Below are 16,747 nucleotides of genomic sequence, written 5' to 3'. Positions count from 1 at the left end.
TTTATTGCGGAGGATTAAACATAGGGCATATAAAGTGTAAGCACAGCAGTTTTTTTGACATAATCCACACTTCTGCGCACTTTAACACCCATAGCCTTTATAATATGCTCTCCTCTTCCGCCTAACACATTTTTTTCTCTCAAGTCAAATGTAAAATGAGGTTTAAAAGGATAAAGAATCTTTATCCTTATTTGCCTTGTCCCCACCTCAAGAAAACAGCAAAATTGCTGGCGTTGGCGCAAAGATTGAATATAATTTATTTTTTTATTATATACATTAATTTTAGACATATGAGTAATGCTATGCTCAACGATATTACTTACACTTTCAAACATTACAAGTCCTATTTTATCAATGATTATTTCTTCGAAAGATCTAACCCTAAGTGTTTTTGCAAGATGAGATTCTACCCATAGAATACTTTTATCAATTCCTCCAAAATCAGCCTGAAATACTGCCTTATACTGCTTTATATCTTTTGTAAGCTGCATATAACACCCAAAATTTATGTTTTAAATTTCGTAATAGCACTATCAAGTTCTTGGGCTTTTTGCGACATATCATTTACATCTTTTTGTATAGTATGTCCTACGCTCTGTGTAGATTCTGAAGAAGCCACTATCTCTTGCATCATTTGGGCTAATTCTTTGGTACTTTGAGTGATTGAAGTGCTAATTTCTTTGAGGTGAATAGAATTTTGCTTTGTAAGGACAAGATTTTGTTGTGTATGGTGTGCATCATCAATCAAAGGCGAGGTTTTCTCTGTAATATACATCATATCTTTTGTAGTATCTTTAATTGTCTGCCCAACATCTTGGACACTTTGCGTTACAAGATTTACATTTGCTGCAATTTCATTGAGTGATTTTTGTGTTTTTTCTGCGAGTTGTCGCACCTCATCTGCGACAACTGCGAATCCTCTGCCGTGTTCTCCTGCTCTTGCTGCTTCAATAGCAGCATTAAGAGCTAAGAGATTTGTTTGATCAGCTATATCGGCGATAATTGAAAGAATTGATTTAATTTGGTCTGCGTGCTGGGTGAGCTCTTCAACGCACTGAAGAATGTCTTGCTGTGTTTGAGCAGAATTGGTAATAAGCTCAACCATAGCTTGAAGATTTTTAACAAAATTATCTAAAATACTTTCGGTTTGGGCAATATCGTTTATGGTTGAGCTTGTCGTTTTCTCCGCAATATCAAGCTTTTTGCTGACATCTTGAGCAAGTAAATTCACTCTATCAACTAGCTCAAATTGCGCATCAGAATTTCTTGATAATACATTTGACATCTCTAATAAAGCCTTGCAAGTCTGTGTATTTTCTTTACTGACACGTTTGCTCACAGCGATAGTTTCTTGAATAACTTGAATAAATTTATTTACATAATTTGAGGTAATTCCCACTTCATCACTACTCTTAATGGCAATACGTTTTGTAAGGTCTCCGCCACCATCTTCTGTTAAATCTTTTGCCATATCACGCAAACGATTAAGAGATTTGACAAGTTCCTTTTCAAAAAAGATGTAAAGTCCCGATAAAGCCAACATACCCGCAATAAACATTGTAAGCAAAAGATAATTTTCACTTTGTTCAATTTGCTCATAAAAACTTTCTGTGGAGATTTGTAGCTCAAGCACTCCAAGCACATCACCCTCTTTAAGTGTGCCATCTTGATGACATACCATACAACTCTCATCGGCAATAAGAGGTTTTTGGAGGAGCACATTATGCTCACCATTGTCATAAACTTCAGCAATTTGGGATTGCTTACTTTCAAAAATATGTTGAATGTCTTTTTTTTCACTTACCTTATCAGGCATATTAAACAAATCAATAACACTTTGAGACTTATGTATCTCAAGTGAGCGCACACCTGCTATTTTGCGCGCATTGTCTAATCCTGCATCAATCATTTCTCTCACACCAATATTCATACTCATACGCACGGTTTGAAAAATAGAATCTCCGAGCATTTGAGCATTTCTTTTGCTCTCTTTTACCACCATATTTTCATATCCAGTAGAGACAATTTGATATAAAATACTAAAACCAATGACAATAAAAACAAATAATGTAAAAAGCACTTTAGAACGAAATGATTGTAACATTTTCCACCCCCTAAAACTCTAATAATTACGCAAGTCTCTTTAAAGCTTCCTTAACAATTTCAGATACACTTGGTGCTTCAATATGTTCTAACACTTTTTGTATCTCACTCCCCTTAAAACCAAGTGATTGAAGTGCTAAAGATGCTTCATATTTGAGATTATTAGAAGGAATGACACTTTCTTGGGATTGAAGAAGTTGCGCAAAAAATCCTGCTATATCAACCATAATTTTTGCTGCACCTTTAGTACCAATACCGGGCACTTTTTTTAAGGCTTCAATATCTTTATCGGCAATAATTTTTGCAAAATGCGTTGGCGTATAAGTAGAAAGAATTGCTATTGCTACTTTTGGACCTACGCCATTGATTTTAATAAGACGCTCAAAAGTCTGCTTTTCAATTTCCTCACAGAATCCAAAAAGCAAATGCGCATCTTCGCGAATTATTTGTGCGCAAATAATTTTCACAAGAGCATTTGGTTGTGAATCTATTTTTGTTTGGAGCATAGAAGTGGCATTAAGAGACATCTGCACACCATAAATTACACCTCCCACATCAATTTCAACATACATCGGATCTAGCCTTATTATTGCTCCTCTTAATCCAACAATCATCAATATTCCTTTTTTACAATAAACTTATTAAAGAATCTTTTTTTATGAACGCAATTCTCTTACAAGCTTCAGTCGCTCTTTGTCAATACCAATATTTACCTCTTCTCCCTCACTTAAAATGATAATATCCTTACTTTCTGGGAAAAAGCTCTCATATATCACTTCATTTTCTTTTTGCCACGTTACATCACTTGTGATTTTCGCATCTTGAGTTTGTTTATCAAGAGATTCAAGGCGCTTATCTAATTCTCTACTTTGTTGTTTAAGGGCTACCAATCTTTCTTTAAGATATTTCGTGCGTTGGAGCAAGATAACATATTGCGCCATACTATCAATGATATTACGCTCATTGGGCTTTTTATTCTTTTTGTTCTCCTCCATAATAGCTTTTATTTTTTCTACTACTGGCTTTGTTTTACGCACACGCACCAAATCTTTATTAAGCACGGCAAGAAGAGTGTTCATCTCTTGGATATTATGTGCAATTTGTGCAGTGATGGACTGCACCTCTTCTTGTGCCTTAAGAGAAGCGCGTGAAGAAAGGGTAAAACAATTTTCTCCTCCGCTCATATTTTTAATATGCAAATGTCCTGATACAAAGACCTTTGTGTGGGAATGCAAGGTAGTAATTGTAATATTTTTTGCTCTAATATTCCCTCCATTTGCCTGCTCAACAAATACTTCTTCTCCATCTATATCACCCAATTCAAGGCGATCTACACGAATTTTATCACCCATAACCGCGCCTTTATGTAAATCAATGCTCACTTCATCAGCCTTTATGGTAGAACTTTGATGTGTTTGCCCATTAATTTCAATCTTCTTGCCTATTATTTTTGTATTTTCAGCTACACTTCCAAGAATCTTTATTTCACTCGCCTCAAGCGTAATACCAGCACCTACCGCATCTTGATTTGGGTCACCACAAGTTACTTCTACTACAAAACCTTTTTTATCACCTCCAAGCAATGAGCCATTTTTACGCGCACTCACTTCAGCAAAATTAAAATCTGTAATCACGCGTAACTCACCCTCACTCATTCCTACATAACCATCTTGTAGTGCATAATACTCAATGCTTCCTTCTTTTTCTTCTTTGCGAAACTCATTGTCTTTAAATTTAAGCTTTGTTTCTTCATTACCTATATCTGCACCCTCTGCGTGTTTTTTAGCGTGTATATATTCACCCTTAAGGTTACGTCCGCTTACACCTACCTGTGGCTTAAGACTTAACCCCACTAAATCTCCACTTTTTGCTGCATAAGAGGCAAAATCTATATTTTGATTATGTGTTTTATTCCATTGTTCTTTGAGTGTAAAGATAAATGTTGCACTTATTTCTGGAATAAACCCGCTTGCTTTAGCAAGAGCGATATTTTGAGAAGATTGTATTTTTCCTTGAATATTCAAATGAGCAAATAACTCCTTGAGCGCATTAATTTCTTGTTTAATATCCTCATCAAATAATCTCACGATAATATGCTGACATATCTTTTTGCGCGTAATTTCTGCGTAAAGCTCTTCAAAAAACGCGTCATCATTACGCACTTCTAGTCCTTCTTTAAGCTCTAGGGTTAATTCATAGCATTCACTATCCATTTTAAGCCCAATAAAAGGCGCTAAATCTCCCTTTTTGAGCCCACGCAACAAAATATCACAAACCTGTTTGATTTCAAAATCATTTTTATTATATTCTGCATCATCACTTAGAATCTTCGCTCTCTCTTGCCCTTGAAGTAGGCTAAAATCTTTCTTTTTTTCACCTCTATAAAAAGTGCTAATATGCAGCACATCAAAGCTTACCATATGTTCTTCAAACGCATAAAGTTCAGTTATTTTTTTAAGTTCCATACCTACATCAACACAGCCCCTAATTGAGATAGGTTCAAAAAATTGCATAAAAACCTCCATAGCTTAAAGTTTGTTTATTGTAGCTATAATTTTACACTTTATTTCTTTATTAAAAGGCAAAATTTGATTAAAAAAGCATTTTTAACAAATAGTAGCGGAATCTTACTTTCTCGGATAGCTGGATTAATTCGTGATTTATGCACAGCGAAATTTCTAGGAGCAAGTGTATATAGCGATATTTTCTTTGCCGCCTTTAAGCTTCCTAACCTCTTTCGCCGCATATTTGGCGAAGGTGCTTTTACACAGAGTTTTTTGCCAAATTTCATTCATAGTCGCAAAAAAGGTATGTTTGCTTTAATTACTTTTATTATTTTTGCGCTTTTTATTTTATTTCTTTCATTTTTGGTAGTATTTTTTAGCGGATTTTTTACAAAACTTCTTGCATATGGCTTTGATGATGCAACCATTGAACTTGCCAAACCTATCGTAGTGATTAATTTTTGGTATTTAGAGCTTGTTTTTATTGTTACTTTTCTCTCCTCTTTATTGCAATATAAAAACTGCTTTTGGGTGAATGCTTACAATACTGCACTTTTAAATGTTGCAATGATTGGTGCTTTGCTTTTGGCACGAGATAAAGATTCTATGCACATTGTCTATATGCTAAGCTATGGTGTGCTATGCGGTGGAATAGCACAAATTATGCTTCATTTTTATCCACTCTATCGCTTGAGATTTTTTAAGCTTTTATGTGTAGGCGTTATAGAACTATGGCAATGGATACGCACTAAAGAGCCAGATTCTAAGCTCAAATATAAAATCCGCTGTGCAAAAAGTGAAATAAAGACTTTCTTTAAACAATTTTTTCCTGCTATGCTTGGGAGTTCTACGGCTCAACTTGCCACTTTTACAGATACTCTTCTTGCTTCATTTCTTGTTAGCGGGAGTATTAGCGCACTTTACTATGCGAATAGAATCTTTCAATTTCCTTTGGCAATCTTTGCCATAGCCATATCAACTGCGCTCTTTCCCCTTGTGGCAAAAGCAATCAAAAACAAACAAACTGATGTTGCGCTCAATGCCTTGAAAAAATCATTTTGGTTTTTATTTATCGTTCTTTGTATGTGTGTGCTTGGTGGTATTATGCTAAGCGAGGAGATTATTAGCCTTCTTTATCAATGGGGCAAATTCAGTGCAGATGACACTCGTATCGTAGCACAAGTCTTTAGCGCATATATGATTGGGTTAGTGCCTTTTGGATTAAGTAAAATTTTCTCCCTTTGGCTTTATTCTCATCAAATGCAAGGCAAAGCGGCGAAGATTTCAGCTATTGCTTTAGGTTGTGGAGTCCTATTCTCTCTTGTGCTTATGCACCCATTTGGAGCGATGGGATTGGCATTATCAGGTAGTTTGAGTGGCTTTGTGCTTTTTGCCCTCACAATTAGAATCTTTGGCTTCAAGCAATTCTTAGGTATAATAAACAATAAAAAAGCGTGCTTACTTCTTGTGGGCATTGTGGGCTTAGAATCTCTGCTTTTGTGGTATCTTAAACCCCATATCAAAGCACTCGTTGATGCTTTTCATCTCTTTGTAAGGAATATTTTATGATTACTCTTTTTGATAGTGCTAAAAAGCAAAAGATTCCCTTTATCCCTATACGAGAGAATCAAATACGATTATATGTGTGTGGTCCAACCGTGTATGATGATGCTCATTTAGGGCACGCGCGTAGTTCTATTGTTTTTGATTTATGGCGGCGATTATTTTTATTCTTGGGATTTGAAGTAGTATTTGTTAAAAATTTTACAGACATTGATGATAAAATTATTAAAAAATCTCTTCAAAGCAATATAAGTGTGCAGGAGGTAGGTTCGCGTTATATTCATTCGTATCTTGCAGATATGGATTCTCTTGGCGTGTTGCGCGCAGATATTGAACCTAAAGCCACTGATAATCTACCCCAAATGTGCGAAATGATACAAACCTTGCTTCATAAAGGTTATGCTTACACAGGTGAAAATAGCGATGTTTATCTTCGTATCCACAAAGATAAAAACTATGGCGCTCTCTCTCAACGGCTTGAGCAAAGCCACACTCAAAGTCGTATTCAAAATGCACAAGATAAGCTTGAACACAACGATTTTGCTCTATGGAAAGGTTATAAAGGGGAGAATGATATTGCTTATGATAGTCCATTTGGTAAGGGGCGTCCGGGCTGGCATATTGAATGTTCTGCGATGATTGAGAGACACTTAGCATATCAAAATGAAGAATATGGCATTGATATTCACGCAGGAGGAGCGGATTTACTTTTTCCTCATCACGAAAATGAAGCTTCCCAAACGCGCTGTGCCACAGGAAGAGAAATTGCGAAATATTGGCTACACAATGGGTTTGTAAATATCAATGGGGAAAAAATGAGCAAATCTCTTGGCAATAGCTTTTTCATCAAAGATGCACTCAAAGTGTATGATGGTGAAATTTTGCGCAATTATTTGCTGGGTGTGCATTATCGCTTGGTGCTTAATTTTAACGAAGAGGATTTATTGCAGAGCAAAAAAAGACTTGATAAACTCTATCGCCTTAAAAAACGCGTTATAGAATCTCACATACAATCCCCTCATATTTCAAGAGAGGAAATAAAGCACTTTGCCCATACGATAAAGGAGAGAGCAAGACAAGCACACGAGAGCTTTTTATCATCGCTTATTGAGGCTCTAAGCGATGATTACAATATCTCAAAAGCTTTAAGTATTATTGAGGATATGCTCTCTACAAGCAATGAATATTTAGATAAGAATCCTAAAGATAAAGCCTATAAACAAGCTATTAAGGCAAATCTTGCGTGTATTGAGTTTTTGCTCGGACTTGGAGGCAAATGCGCTCAAAGCTATTTTCAACTCGGACTTGATGAAAAAACCAAACAAGAAATAGAATCCAAACTTGCCCAACGTCAAGAGGCAAAAATGCGAAAAAACTACGCACTTGCAGATAGCATACGAAATGAGCTAAAATTACAAGGCATTGAAATTATGGACACCCCTCAAGGGAGTGTTTGGGAAAAAATCTAAGCTACATATCTATATATATCATCTGCGCAGTGCTCAAAATTGCTTTAGATGTAATAATATCTTGACTAATGCGCTCTTTAAGCAAATTCAAATCACTAAAACTCTGATTATCGCGTATTTTTCGCACAAAGCATATACTCGCCATATCACTTTGACATACAATCTCCTCATCAAGGATATGGCTTTCAATACTAAAATGTCTATCTGTGCTTAAACGATGTCCCACAAAACATACACTTGGTTTTATTGTTTCATTTACTTTGGTAAAACTCGCATATACGCCCTCTTGTGGCATTACATAACCTTGTGTTTGAATATTTATTGTTGCATAAAGTCTCTTTGAGCCAAGATTCTGCCCTTTAATAATAACACCTTGTAAGTGATAATAGCGTCCAAGCATAGCTGCTGCCATATCCATATCGCCATAGCGAACAAACTCCTTAATTAAGCTTGAATGCACACCTACGCCGTTTATGCGATATTCTGGCATAATAATCACCTCGCCTACAAACAAATGGTATAAATCACTCGCACTAAAAGCCCTATTTTTTCCAAAATGAAAGTCATAGCCCACTACAAGACGCTTTAAGGAGGGAAATTTCTGCTTTAATGTGATTATAAATTTTTCGCCACTCCATTGTGAAATCTCTTCAAAAGCCACATAAATAATCACACAAGGACTATATCGTTCTTTAGAGGGTGTAAGAGAAGCGCTATCAGCCTTACCCTCTATACAAAGTAAAGCACCTTTTTTGTCCAAATATTTAAAAAGCTCTTTATGTGCTAAGTGCATACCATCAAATTTTCCTAATGCTAATGATTGCACTTCTTTATCGCTGGGCATAGACAAAAAATTCTTCATTTCCTTCCTTTCCGCTTAATACACTTTGAGATGTATGCAAGATTCTAAAACCTCTTGTTTGCACAAAGCTACAAAAATCTGTAAAAACTCTGTGTGCTAATGATTTATCTTTTAATACGCCTTTTTTATTGCGTTTTGCTGCGCGTCCTACCTCAAATTGTGGTTTAAAGAGCCATATACACTCTGCACTCACAAGTCGCTCAAAACTCTCCATAAGCTTATATAATGAAACAAAACTTACATCACATACTACTATATCAAAATGCCCACAAGGCACAAATTCGCGCACATCACATTCCTCAAAAACTCTTACGCGCCTATCATCTCGCATACTCTGATGAAGCTGATTCTTACCTACATCAACGCATACTATTTCAGCTACACCGCAGTTCAAAAGCACTTGAGTGAATCCCCCTGTGCTTGAGCCAATATCAAGCGCTTTTTTACCCACTAAATATCCTTCTTCCCATAATCCCTCACGCACAAGCTCTTCAAAAAAACTCCTTAACTTATATCCTGCGCGTCCAAGTAGTAAGTCTTGTGTATCTATATCCACCTCATCGCTACTTTTTAAAAGAAAAGAGCTTTTACATACCACCCTGCCATTGACTTGCACACAGCCAGATTTTATCGCCTCTTGAGCCTTAGTGCGAGAAGATAAAAGTGTCTTAAGGTAAGTATCAAGTCGCTGCATTATTGTGATTATTTCGTGAGATTACTCTTTGCTTTTGCATAGCTAAAATCAACACTCATACTTCCTACATCTACAATTTCTACATTAAATCGTAGCATATCTTTGCCACGCGCACCTATGGATTCAAAAACCACTTTATACATATCATTATAAACAACATCAGGCTTTAAAACCTCCATATCAGCAACACTGAGCTTACTCACATCACTAGGCTCTATACTCTTATACATATTTTTTAAAGAAAATTGCAAATCTTTTAACCCCACTTGTCCAAGTTTATCATAGATTTCTACGAAAAATACTTCTTTATTATCGCTCCCTCCAAAAGTATCATCAACCTCATTCATATATCGCACAATCATCACTATACGCGTGTGATTATCTACTAAAATTTGAGATTTTCTCATAGCTTGTATTTCGCGCTCTTTGAAAGCTTGTTTTTCTTTAGAATCTTGATGTGCCGAAGTGATATGTATAAAATCTTTACGATAAAAATCGCTACAACCCATAATCCACGCACTCATACATATTCCTACCACAGCACACTTAAAAAACCTTAATATGCCCACACTTTATCCTTTTACACTTATCTTACAAATGATATTTATTGGATTGTAAAAATTATGAGATTTTAGCACAAAGTTTGCTACAATACTTAAATTTATCCCTCAAAGGAGATTTATGCACGCCCCCAAACATCTCTTGCGCACAAGCGACCTTGATAAGCCTCAAATAGAAACAATTTTGCAACAAGCCCAAATCTACAAAGATATGCACCACAGAGAGAATCTCAAAAACAAAACAATTATCACCATTTTCTTTGAAAATTCCACACGCACGCTCTCAAGCTTTGAAATCGCAGCTAAGCGTCTAAGTGCTGATGTTGTGCGGCTTGATGTAAGTAAAAGCTCCACTGCAAAAGGGGAGAGTATGTCTGATACTGCAGCCAATCTCAATGCAATGAATCCAAGTGCAATTATTATTCGCCATAAAAATGCAGGAGCTGGATATTATCTCAAATCGCAAGTGAGCTGCCCTATCATCAATGCAGGCGATGGCGCACACGCACACCCCACTCAAGCTTTGCTTGACTTACTCACACTTAAAGAACATTTTGGCAATGATTTACACAATCTCAAAGGTAAAAAAATCGCAATTATTGGTGATATTGCAAACTCGCGCGTAGCAAATAGCAATATTGAGTTGCTTTCGCGCTTTGGTATGGAGGTGATTCTCGTTGCGCCACCCCATTTTCTCCCACCAACATACCTGCGCACTTGCTACTCTTTGCGCGAAATTGCTCAAGAAGTTGATGTATTTATGAGTTTGCGTACTCAAACAGAAAGGCACGATAGACAAATTTATGGCTCGCTCAAAGACTATGCCTCACAATACTGCCTTACTCCAGAGATTCTAAGTGATAGAGATGTCATTGTCTTGCACCCCGGACCCGTGCATCGTAATATTGATATTGATGATGAAGTGCTTAAAGACCCGCGTTGCAAAGTTTTGGAGCAAGTAACCAATGGTGTATGTGTGCGTATGGCGGTGCTTGAGTTTTGTATCTGTACATAAGCTTGATTTGATATTAAGTCTCAATTAAGCATAAAATGTTAGAATACATATTGTATTCTAAAAAATATGTAAATATTTACATTGAAACGAAGAAAGGAAGAGGGAAGAATGAAAAAGACTTTAGTAGTTGCAGCCTTAGGAGGCTTATTTACTTCAAATTTGAGTGCTTTTGATTACAAAGTAAGCGGCTCGGCAGAGAGTTTTACAAAATGGGGTTTTAATAACCAAAGGCTTGATGAGGCAGCAAATCAAGCTCCCACAGAGAGTTTTACAACATTATTCGCCAAACTTAATCTCAATGCAGATTTAGGAGCTGGGTTTAAAGCGGGAGTTGGCGGAGCTTTGGGTGGATTAGCTTTTGATTCTACTCGCAACGACCCTGCAGTCTCTAATATCGGTTCGCCTGTTGCTACAGCATATTTTGGCACAGCGTGGGATAAGAGCAAAATACAAAATTATATGCTCCAAAATGCCTTTTTAGAGTATAACTATAATGATAATGTCTATCTTAAACTCGGACGTTATGAATCTGGCAAGGTTGGTGAGTGGTTTAGTGGCTATAATCAAGGAGCAGAGGGATATTTACAAGCTGGAGGTGCGAAACTCTGGGGCTTTTTATCAAATCGCCGTGCCTTTGCGTATGATCAATGGTTTAATGATTTCTATCGTGTGCTTGGCACATATGGGGGGGGGGCTACGCGTAATATTTATGCAGCAGGGCTTGATTTTAGCAGGAATGGGCTTACACTTTCTGCATTTTCTTACTATACTCCGGGTGTATATACTGCACCGGGCGCAAGTATTACCTTTGATACCAACCCAAGTAAGCAATTACAAGGCTTCAAGTCTCTTACCAAGCTTCGTTTTCTTGCACCTGTGGCTGATATAAACCAAAGAGTCTATGGCAGCAGGTGGGGTGAGATAGATAAACACACTTACACACTCTATCTTGAGCAACGATTTGAAGTCAATATGCTTTTCTTTGGCGCAGGATATTATCAAAACTTTGGCAATGCAAGCGAACTCATCGGACGCTGGGGAGATCCTATCTCTATTGATATTTGGACAGGAAGCGCGTATGACATAGGACAATCCTTAAACGACATCATCGGCAAAGATGCTATTACAGGCTTTGGCTATATCGGAGCAAACTATGGTAGCTTTGATTGGAAGCTACTCTATCGTGGCACAAATAGCCCACGAAGTGCTGAACAAAGTGTGGGGCTTTTGCTCAATTATCAAATTCGTGAAGATATTGCTGTGGGTGGGAAACTAGAATGGTTTAGTGATACAACTAAAGCCGGTTATAGCCCTCTTGGAGGCACTTATCAACCTCAAGTTGCAAGTGGAAACACTCCTAAGGGCACAATGCTTACCCAAAAACGCACTGATGACCGCTCACACGCATTTTTCTATATCCGCCATACATTCTAAATCTATCCCCATATATGGATTGGTGTATGGATTATGGTATAATGATGAGATTCCACCCTTATCAAAGGAGAGAAAATGGATAGCGATACCAAAGAGACACAAGAGCAAACACAACAAAACGCAAAGGAACAGCTAAAGGCAAAATTATTTGCGGATAAGGCGCGTTTTATCACTGCTGGTGTGCTTATAATCGCTCTTGTTTTGATTTTGAGCATTGATTCAGCTCTGCTTACTTGTGCCATACTTGCTCTGCTTTGCCTCATTGGCGTGCGAGAAGCCCTCAAACTCTACGCGCTCCCCTCTGCATTACATTATTATATCGCCACGACTTTTATTTGGGTGCTTGCATATTTTAATGAGCGCATCATAGAATCCGCACTTTTTATTCTTGTGATGTATGCTTCCTATCTTGCGTATAGCAAAAAAATCACGCCCAAAGCCTTACTACCCTTTATATATCCTGTGTTGCCATTTTTGAGTATTTATGCACTCTATAAAGACGCTGGAGGAGCTGGAGTGTGGGTGATTATATGGCTTATTGTCATCGTAGCTCTCACCGACACAGGAGCATATCTTGGAGGAAAAGCCTTTGGCAAAACACCTTTTTGTCCTACAAGCCCCAAAAAAACCATTGAAGGCGTGATTTGTGGGGTTATTTGCGGCGTGATTTGTGGTTCTATTGTAGGGATTGGCACTTGTGGAAACTTCTTATACTCACTTGGCATTACTTTTGTAGTCGCACTTGCTGCTGTTTTTGGTGATTTGTTTGAGAGCTATCTCAAACGCGAGGCAGGTGTAAAAGATAGTGGCTCACTTTTGCCCGGACACGGCGGCGTGCTTGATAGGCTTGATGCTGTGCTTTTTGGTGGCATAGTAATGCACTTTTTGCTTTTCTTTTTGCCCGGTTATAAAGACTTGGCGATTATACTTTAAAAAGAATGGTTTTACTTGGCAGCACAGGAAGTATCGGCACAAATGCCCTTGAAGTTGCCTCGCATTTTGATATACCCATAGAATCTTTATGTGCAGGGAAAAACATTGCGCTTTTAAACCAACAAATTGCGCATTATAAGCCCAAAAATGTGTGCATTGCTGATAAAAATGACGCACATAAACTCATAAATGGCAATTACAAGCTATTTTTTGGGAGTGAGGGCATAGGAGAGATGATAGAATCTTCTCACTCTACCCTTGTACTTAACGCTCTTGTAGGATTTGCTGGATTAAAACCAAGCTTTACAACCCTGCAATGTGGCAAAAAACTCGCCCTCGCAAATAAAGAATCTCTCGTAAATGCTGGTTGGCTCTTACAGGGAGCAGATATTACGCCCATTGATAGTGAGCATTTTGGCTTATGGTATCTTGCTCACACACGCCCTATAAGCAAACTTTACATTACTGCAAGTGGTGGAGCTTTCAGAGATTATCCATTAGATAAAATCCCTCTTGCCACCTCACAAGAAGCACTCAAACACCCAAATTGGCAAATGGGACGCAAAATCACCATAGATTCTGCAAGTATGGCAAATAAGCTCTTTGAAATCCTTGAGGCGCGCTGGCTCTTTGATATGCAATCTATTGACGCATTTATTGAACCAAGTTCAAGTATGCACGCGCTTGTTGCATTTGCCGATGGAAGCATTACAGCACATATAAGCGCACCCAATATGAAGCTGCCTATCGCCTATGCGCTTGATAAAAATCAAGCTGCGCACACATCATTTATCGCACCCTTAAATCCACAATCCCTCTGCTTTGCACTTAAAAACATTGAAATAGAACGTTATCCGCTATGGCAGCTTAAAGATACTCTTTTGGATACACCACAAAAAGGCATTGTGCTCAATGCAAGTAATGAAATAGCCATAGAAGCATTCTTAGCGCAAAAGATAGCTTTTGGGCAGATAAGCGCACTTATTTTAGCGATAATGGAGCAATTTAACTCTTTTGATTTTGGCTCTCTCAACGATTTGGAATCTATTCAAGCACTCAATGAAGAAGTCAATATTGCCTCTTTAGAATGGTTGAAATTTAAAAAATCAATATAATAAGTTGTATATGCAACTTTTTGTTACAATTATATTCAAAAAAAAAAAAACGCGTTTTACATTTTGTTTTTACCGCTCTATAACACTACAATTATTTGTAACTAGTGCTCAAAGGCACTAGAATCTTAAAGACAAAGGATACAATAATGAAAAAGATTCTTATCTCAAGTGCATTGGCAGCAAGTCTCTTTGGCATAGCACAAGCACAAACAAGCGGACTTTTTGTGGGGGTAAATGCAGGAGTGCCTATTACTACGCCCTCATATACAGGATTTACAGGACTCAAAGAGAATTTCCCTACAAGTGGATTTGGTTGGGCACTAGGGCTAGATGTAGGCTATAAACAAGCTTTGAGTGAGAGTTATGGTTTGAAATACTATATCAGCTATAACTACAATCAAAGCAAGGGTTCTAAGGATAATTCTACGCCAATTATTGGCAAAGTCAATGCCGATATTAATCAACATCTTATCACTGCAAATGTGGATTATTATTTTAATTTCACACCTGCATTTGGTGCATATATTGGTATTGGTGTAGGCTATCAACAATATAACCCTACTTGGAAAACAGCAGCGATGAGTATAAGTCAAGGTGCTAAAGGCGGACTTGCTGTGCCTGTAAATGTAGGGCTTACCTATAATGTTGATAATGCAAGTCAAATCCTCCTTGGAGCAAAGATTCCATTAGTAGCCTATGATTATAAATCAAATTCTAATCCTATGGCACAAGGAACAGCTACGCTTCGCACTTATATCGTGCAAGTTGGCTATAACTACACTTTCTAGGCAACCTTGCCTCCTTGCTCCTTTTGGGGCAGGATTACTCACCAAAACTTTTGCTTATTATCCTAAAAAAACATAGAATATGCTACAATAAGTGCATTTAAGGCATAAGGAGTATCAATGACAGACACAAACGAAGAATATCTCCTCTATTCTACGCGAGATGATATAGCTCCGGGCGTAAGCTTTCAACACGCTTTATTACACCCAAGTGCGCCACATAATGGGCTTTATACCTTTACCAAACTCCCTCATATCAGCCTAGAAGAGATTAAAAATTTTACAAATCTCACTTATGCCAAGCTTTGCGTGGATATTTTCAATCGCTTAAAGCTTGGGATTCACAGAAGTGTGCTTGAAGAAGCACTTTTGTGCTATAAAAATTTTGATGATTCTTATAATCCTGCGCCACTTCAAGCAGTCAATGAGAATCTCTTTATGCTAAATCTCTTTTCTGGTCCTACACGCGCCTTTAAAGATATGGCACTTCAGCCCTTTGGGCGTTTGTTCGCTCACCTAGCCACCCAAGATACAAGACCCTACCTTATCCTTACTGCTACAAGCGGAGATACAGGACCTGCTACCTTGCAGAGTTTTGCGAATCAATCACATATCAAAGTCGTGTGTATTTATCCTTATGGAGGCACAAGCGATGTGCAACGATTGCAAATGACAACTCATAACGCGCCAAATGTGAAAGTTATCGGCATTGAGGGGGATTTTGATGCAGCGCAAAACGCATTAAAAAAGCTCATCGCAAATGCAGATTTTATCAAAAAACTCAAAGAACAAGGATTTGCCCTTTCTGCGGCAAATTCTGTGAATATCGGACGCATTGTATTCCAAATCATTTATTATTTTTGGGCGTATGTGAAACTGCTTAAAAGTGGGCATATCACGCTTGGAGAGAAAATTTCTGTTGTCGTGCCAAGTGGGAATTTTGGCAATATTTTAGGAGCATTTTTTGCAAAAAAAATGGGGCTGCCCCTTGAGCGCCTTGTGAGTGCTTCTAATGCAAATAATATCTTAAGTGATTTTATCAATACAGGCGTATATGATATTTCTAAGCGAAACTTGATTAAAACCAAATCACCCGCTATGGATATTTTAAAAAGTTCAAATGTGGAGAGAATGCTCTATGCACTCTTTGGCGCACAACGCACAAAGCAATTAATGGATTCTCTTGATAGGCGAGATTCATATAGCCTCACTGCAGAGGAGCTAAGTATGCTACAACAGGATTTTAGTGCATTTGAATGTGATGATACAATGTGTATGCAAAGCATTGCACAAGGATTCAAAGAGGGATTGCTCCTTGACCCGCATAGCGCGATTGCTTATTATGTCGCAAAAACTTTGCAAAAAAGCGGTGTAATTGGTAAAAGCGTATTTCTTGCCACAGCGCAGTGGAGTAAATTTGCTCCAAGCGTGAGAGAAGCACTCAAAGAAGCACATATCATTCAAGACACGCACAATGATGCTCATAAAAGCGATAGGGAGGCTATTAATGAGATTTGCTCACTCTCAAGTGCAGATAATCCCATCAAAGCACCCGAGCAGATTCTCCAACTTTTTAACAAAAAAGAAGTGCAGCAAGATATTGTCCCTATCCCACAGCTAGAAATGTGCATACTCCGATGGGTGAAAAGTTCTCTTAAGCATTACGCTCAAAATTAATGCAAAATATGATAAAATGCGCTACGAATCGCC

Annotated in this window: 15 protein-coding genes; 8 read left to right on the top strand and 7 right to left on the bottom strand. The window is 37.8% G+C overall.

The genetic code is table 11. The features are described from left to right. Positions 1 to 14: 14 nt before the first annotated feature. The 4 genes from OQH61_RS01130 to OQH61_RS01115 are packed head-to-tail and all read right to left on the bottom strand — an operon-like array spanning position 15 to position 4,616. On the bottom strand, positions 15 to 491 hold the full coding sequence (locus OQH61_RS01130; RefSeq protein ID WP_266025397.1) for a hypothetical protein: 477 nt from the start codon (positions 489 to 491) through the stop codon (positions 15 to 17). A 14-nt stretch (positions 492 to 505) separates the two neighbouring features. Beyond that, positions 506 to 2,104 carry a methyl-accepting chemotaxis protein gene (locus OQH61_RS01125; protein ID WP_266025396.1) on the bottom strand — a complete coding sequence of 533 codons (1,599 nt, stop codon included), beginning with the start codon at positions 2,102 to 2,104 and terminating at the stop codon, positions 506 to 508. Positions 2,105 to 2,129: 25 nt separating this feature from the next. After that, on the bottom strand, positions 2,130 to 2,717 hold the full coding sequence (gene ruvA, locus OQH61_RS01120; protein ID WP_266025395.1) for a Holliday junction branch migration protein RuvA: 588 nt from the start codon (positions 2,715 to 2,717) through the stop codon (positions 2,130 to 2,132). 42 nt (positions 2,718 to 2,759) lie between these two features. Further along, on the bottom strand, positions 2,760 to 4,616 hold the full coding sequence (locus OQH61_RS01115; protein WP_266025394.1) for a hypothetical protein: 1,857 nt from the start codon (positions 4,614 to 4,616) through the stop codon (positions 2,760 to 2,762). A gap of 75 nt (positions 4,617 to 4,691) precedes the next feature. Between OQH61_RS01115 and murJ the strand changes: the two genes are divergently transcribed. Next, complete coding sequence (murJ, locus tag OQH61_RS01110) at positions 4,692 to 6,176, top strand: murein biosynthesis integral membrane protein MurJ (protein WP_266025393.1); 1,485 nt, start codon at positions 4,692 to 4,694, stop codon at positions 6,174 to 6,176. After that, positions 6,176 to 7,639: a cysteine--tRNA ligase gene (cysS, locus tag OQH61_RS01105; protein ID WP_266025542.1), complete on the top strand. Its 1,464-nt coding sequence runs from the start codon at positions 6,176 to 6,178 to the stop codon at positions 7,637 to 7,639. Before murJ ends, cysS begins: the two co-directional genes overlap by 1 nt. 1 nt (position 7,640) lies before the next feature. On the opposite strand, the gene OQH61_RS01100 is transcribed toward cysS, so the two are convergent. The 3 genes from OQH61_RS01100 to OQH61_RS01090 are packed head-to-tail and all read right to left on the bottom strand — an operon-like array spanning position 7,641 to position 9,764. Beyond that, positions 7,641 to 8,501 carry a bifunctional riboflavin kinase/FAD synthetase gene (locus OQH61_RS01100; protein ID WP_266025392.1) on the bottom strand — a complete coding sequence of 287 codons (861 nt, stop codon included), beginning with the start codon at positions 8,499 to 8,501 and terminating at the stop codon, positions 7,641 to 7,643. Next, on the bottom strand, positions 8,470 to 9,195 hold the full coding sequence (locus OQH61_RS01095) for a TlyA family RNA methyltransferase (RefSeq protein ID WP_266025391.1): 726 nt from the start codon (positions 9,193 to 9,195) through the stop codon (positions 8,470 to 8,472). Before OQH61_RS01095 ends, OQH61_RS01100 begins: the two co-directional genes overlap by 32 nt. An 8-nt stretch (positions 9,196 to 9,203) precedes the next feature. Beyond that, positions 9,204 to 9,764, bottom strand: coding sequence for a hypothetical protein (locus OQH61_RS01090; RefSeq protein ID WP_266025390.1), 561 nt, complete (start codon positions 9,762 to 9,764; stop codon positions 9,204 to 9,206). Between the two features lie 112 nt (positions 9,765 to 9,876). On the opposite strand from OQH61_RS01090, the gene OQH61_RS01085 reads away from it, so the two are divergent. From OQH61_RS01085 to thrC, 6 genes are all read left to right on the top strand, one after another. Further along, the gene (locus tag OQH61_RS01085; RefSeq protein ID WP_266025387.1) at positions 9,877 to 10,770 is read left to right on the top strand and encodes an aspartate carbamoyltransferase catalytic subunit; all 894 of its coding nucleotides are present in this window, start codon (positions 9,877 to 9,879) and stop codon (positions 10,768 to 10,770) included. Between the two features lie 108 nt (positions 10,771 to 10,878). After that, positions 10,879 to 12,204 carry an outer membrane family protein gene (locus tag OQH61_RS01080; protein ID WP_266025386.1) on the top strand — a complete coding sequence of 442 codons (1,326 nt, stop codon included), beginning with the start codon at positions 10,879 to 10,881 and terminating at the stop codon, positions 12,202 to 12,204. Between the two features lie 75 nt (positions 12,205 to 12,279). After that, positions 12,280 to 13,137, top strand: a complete 858-nt coding sequence (locus tag OQH61_RS01075) for a phosphatidate cytidylyltransferase (protein WP_266025385.1) — start codon at positions 12,280 to 12,282, stop codon at positions 13,135 to 13,137. 5 nt (positions 13,138 to 13,142) lie between these two features. After that, the gene (gene dxr / locus OQH61_RS01070; protein ID WP_266025384.1) at positions 13,143 to 14,252 is read left to right on the top strand and encodes a 1-deoxy-D-xylulose-5-phosphate reductoisomerase; all 1,110 of its coding nucleotides are present in this window, start codon (positions 13,143 to 13,145) and stop codon (positions 14,250 to 14,252) included. Positions 14,253 to 14,398: 146 nt separating this feature from the next. Beyond that, positions 14,399 to 15,040 carry an outer membrane beta-barrel protein gene (locus tag OQH61_RS01065; RefSeq protein ID WP_266025383.1) on the top strand — a complete coding sequence of 214 codons (642 nt, stop codon included), beginning with the start codon at positions 14,399 to 14,401 and terminating at the stop codon, positions 15,038 to 15,040. Between the two features lie 117 nt (positions 15,041 to 15,157). After that, a complete protein-coding gene (gene thrC / locus OQH61_RS01060) occupies positions 15,158 to 16,714 on the top strand; it encodes a threonine synthase (protein ID WP_266025382.1) in 1,557 nt (518 codons plus the stop codon). Positions 16,715 to 16,747: the final 33 nt, after the last annotated feature.

The organism is Helicobacter sp. MIT 21-1697, from assembly GCF_026241255.1.
GTDB lineage: Bacteria > Campylobacterota > Campylobacteria > Campylobacterales > Helicobacteraceae > Helicobacter_C.
The sequence above is the reverse complement of the archived record's forward strand: the minus strand, read 5'-3'. Positions and strand labels throughout refer to the sequence as shown.

What these genes read in the sequence shown, in the direction of transcription:
- OQH61_RS01130 (WP_266025397.1), bottom strand. Translation starts at nt 491, where the DNA reads ATGCAGCTTACAAAAGATATAAAGCAGTATAAGGCAGTATTTCAGGCT.
- OQH61_RS01100 (WP_266025392.1), bottom strand. Translation starts at nt 8,501, where the DNA reads ATGAAGAATTTTTTGTCTATGCCCAGCGATAAAGAAGTGCAATCATTA.
- ruvA (WP_266025395.1), bottom strand. Translation starts at nt 2,717, where the DNA reads ATGATTGTTGGATTAAGAGGAGCAATAATAAGGCTAGATCCGATGTAT.
- OQH61_RS01115 (WP_266025394.1), bottom strand. Translation starts at nt 4,616, where the DNA reads ATGCAATTTTTTGAACCTATCTCAATTAGGGGCTGTGTTGATGTAGGT.
- OQH61_RS01080 (WP_266025386.1), top strand. Translation starts at nt 10,879, where the DNA reads ATGAAAAAGACTTTAGTAGTTGCAGCCTTAGGAGGCTTATTTACTTCA.
- OQH61_RS01125 (WP_266025396.1), bottom strand. Translation starts at nt 2,104, where the DNA reads ATGTTACAATCATTTCGTTCTAAAGTGCTTTTTACATTATTTGTTTTT.
- dxr (WP_266025384.1), top strand. Translation starts at nt 13,143, where the DNA reads ATGGTTTTACTTGGCAGCACAGGAAGTATCGGCACAAATGCCCTTGAA.
- OQH61_RS01075 (WP_266025385.1), top strand. Translation starts at nt 12,280, where the DNA reads ATGGATAGCGATACCAAAGAGACACAAGAGCAAACACAACAAAACGCA.
- OQH61_RS01085 (WP_266025387.1), top strand. Translation starts at nt 9,877, where the DNA reads ATGCACGCCCCCAAACATCTCTTGCGCACAAGCGACCTTGATAAGCCT.
- OQH61_RS01095 (WP_266025391.1), bottom strand. Translation starts at nt 9,195, where the DNA reads ATGCAGCGACTTGATACTTACCTTAAGACACTTTTATCTTCTCGCACT.
- thrC (WP_266025382.1), top strand. Translation starts at nt 15,158, where the DNA reads ATGACAGACACAAACGAAGAATATCTCCTCTATTCTACGCGAGATGAT.
- OQH61_RS01065 (WP_266025383.1), top strand. Translation starts at nt 14,399, where the DNA reads ATGAAAAAGATTCTTATCTCAAGTGCATTGGCAGCAAGTCTCTTTGGC.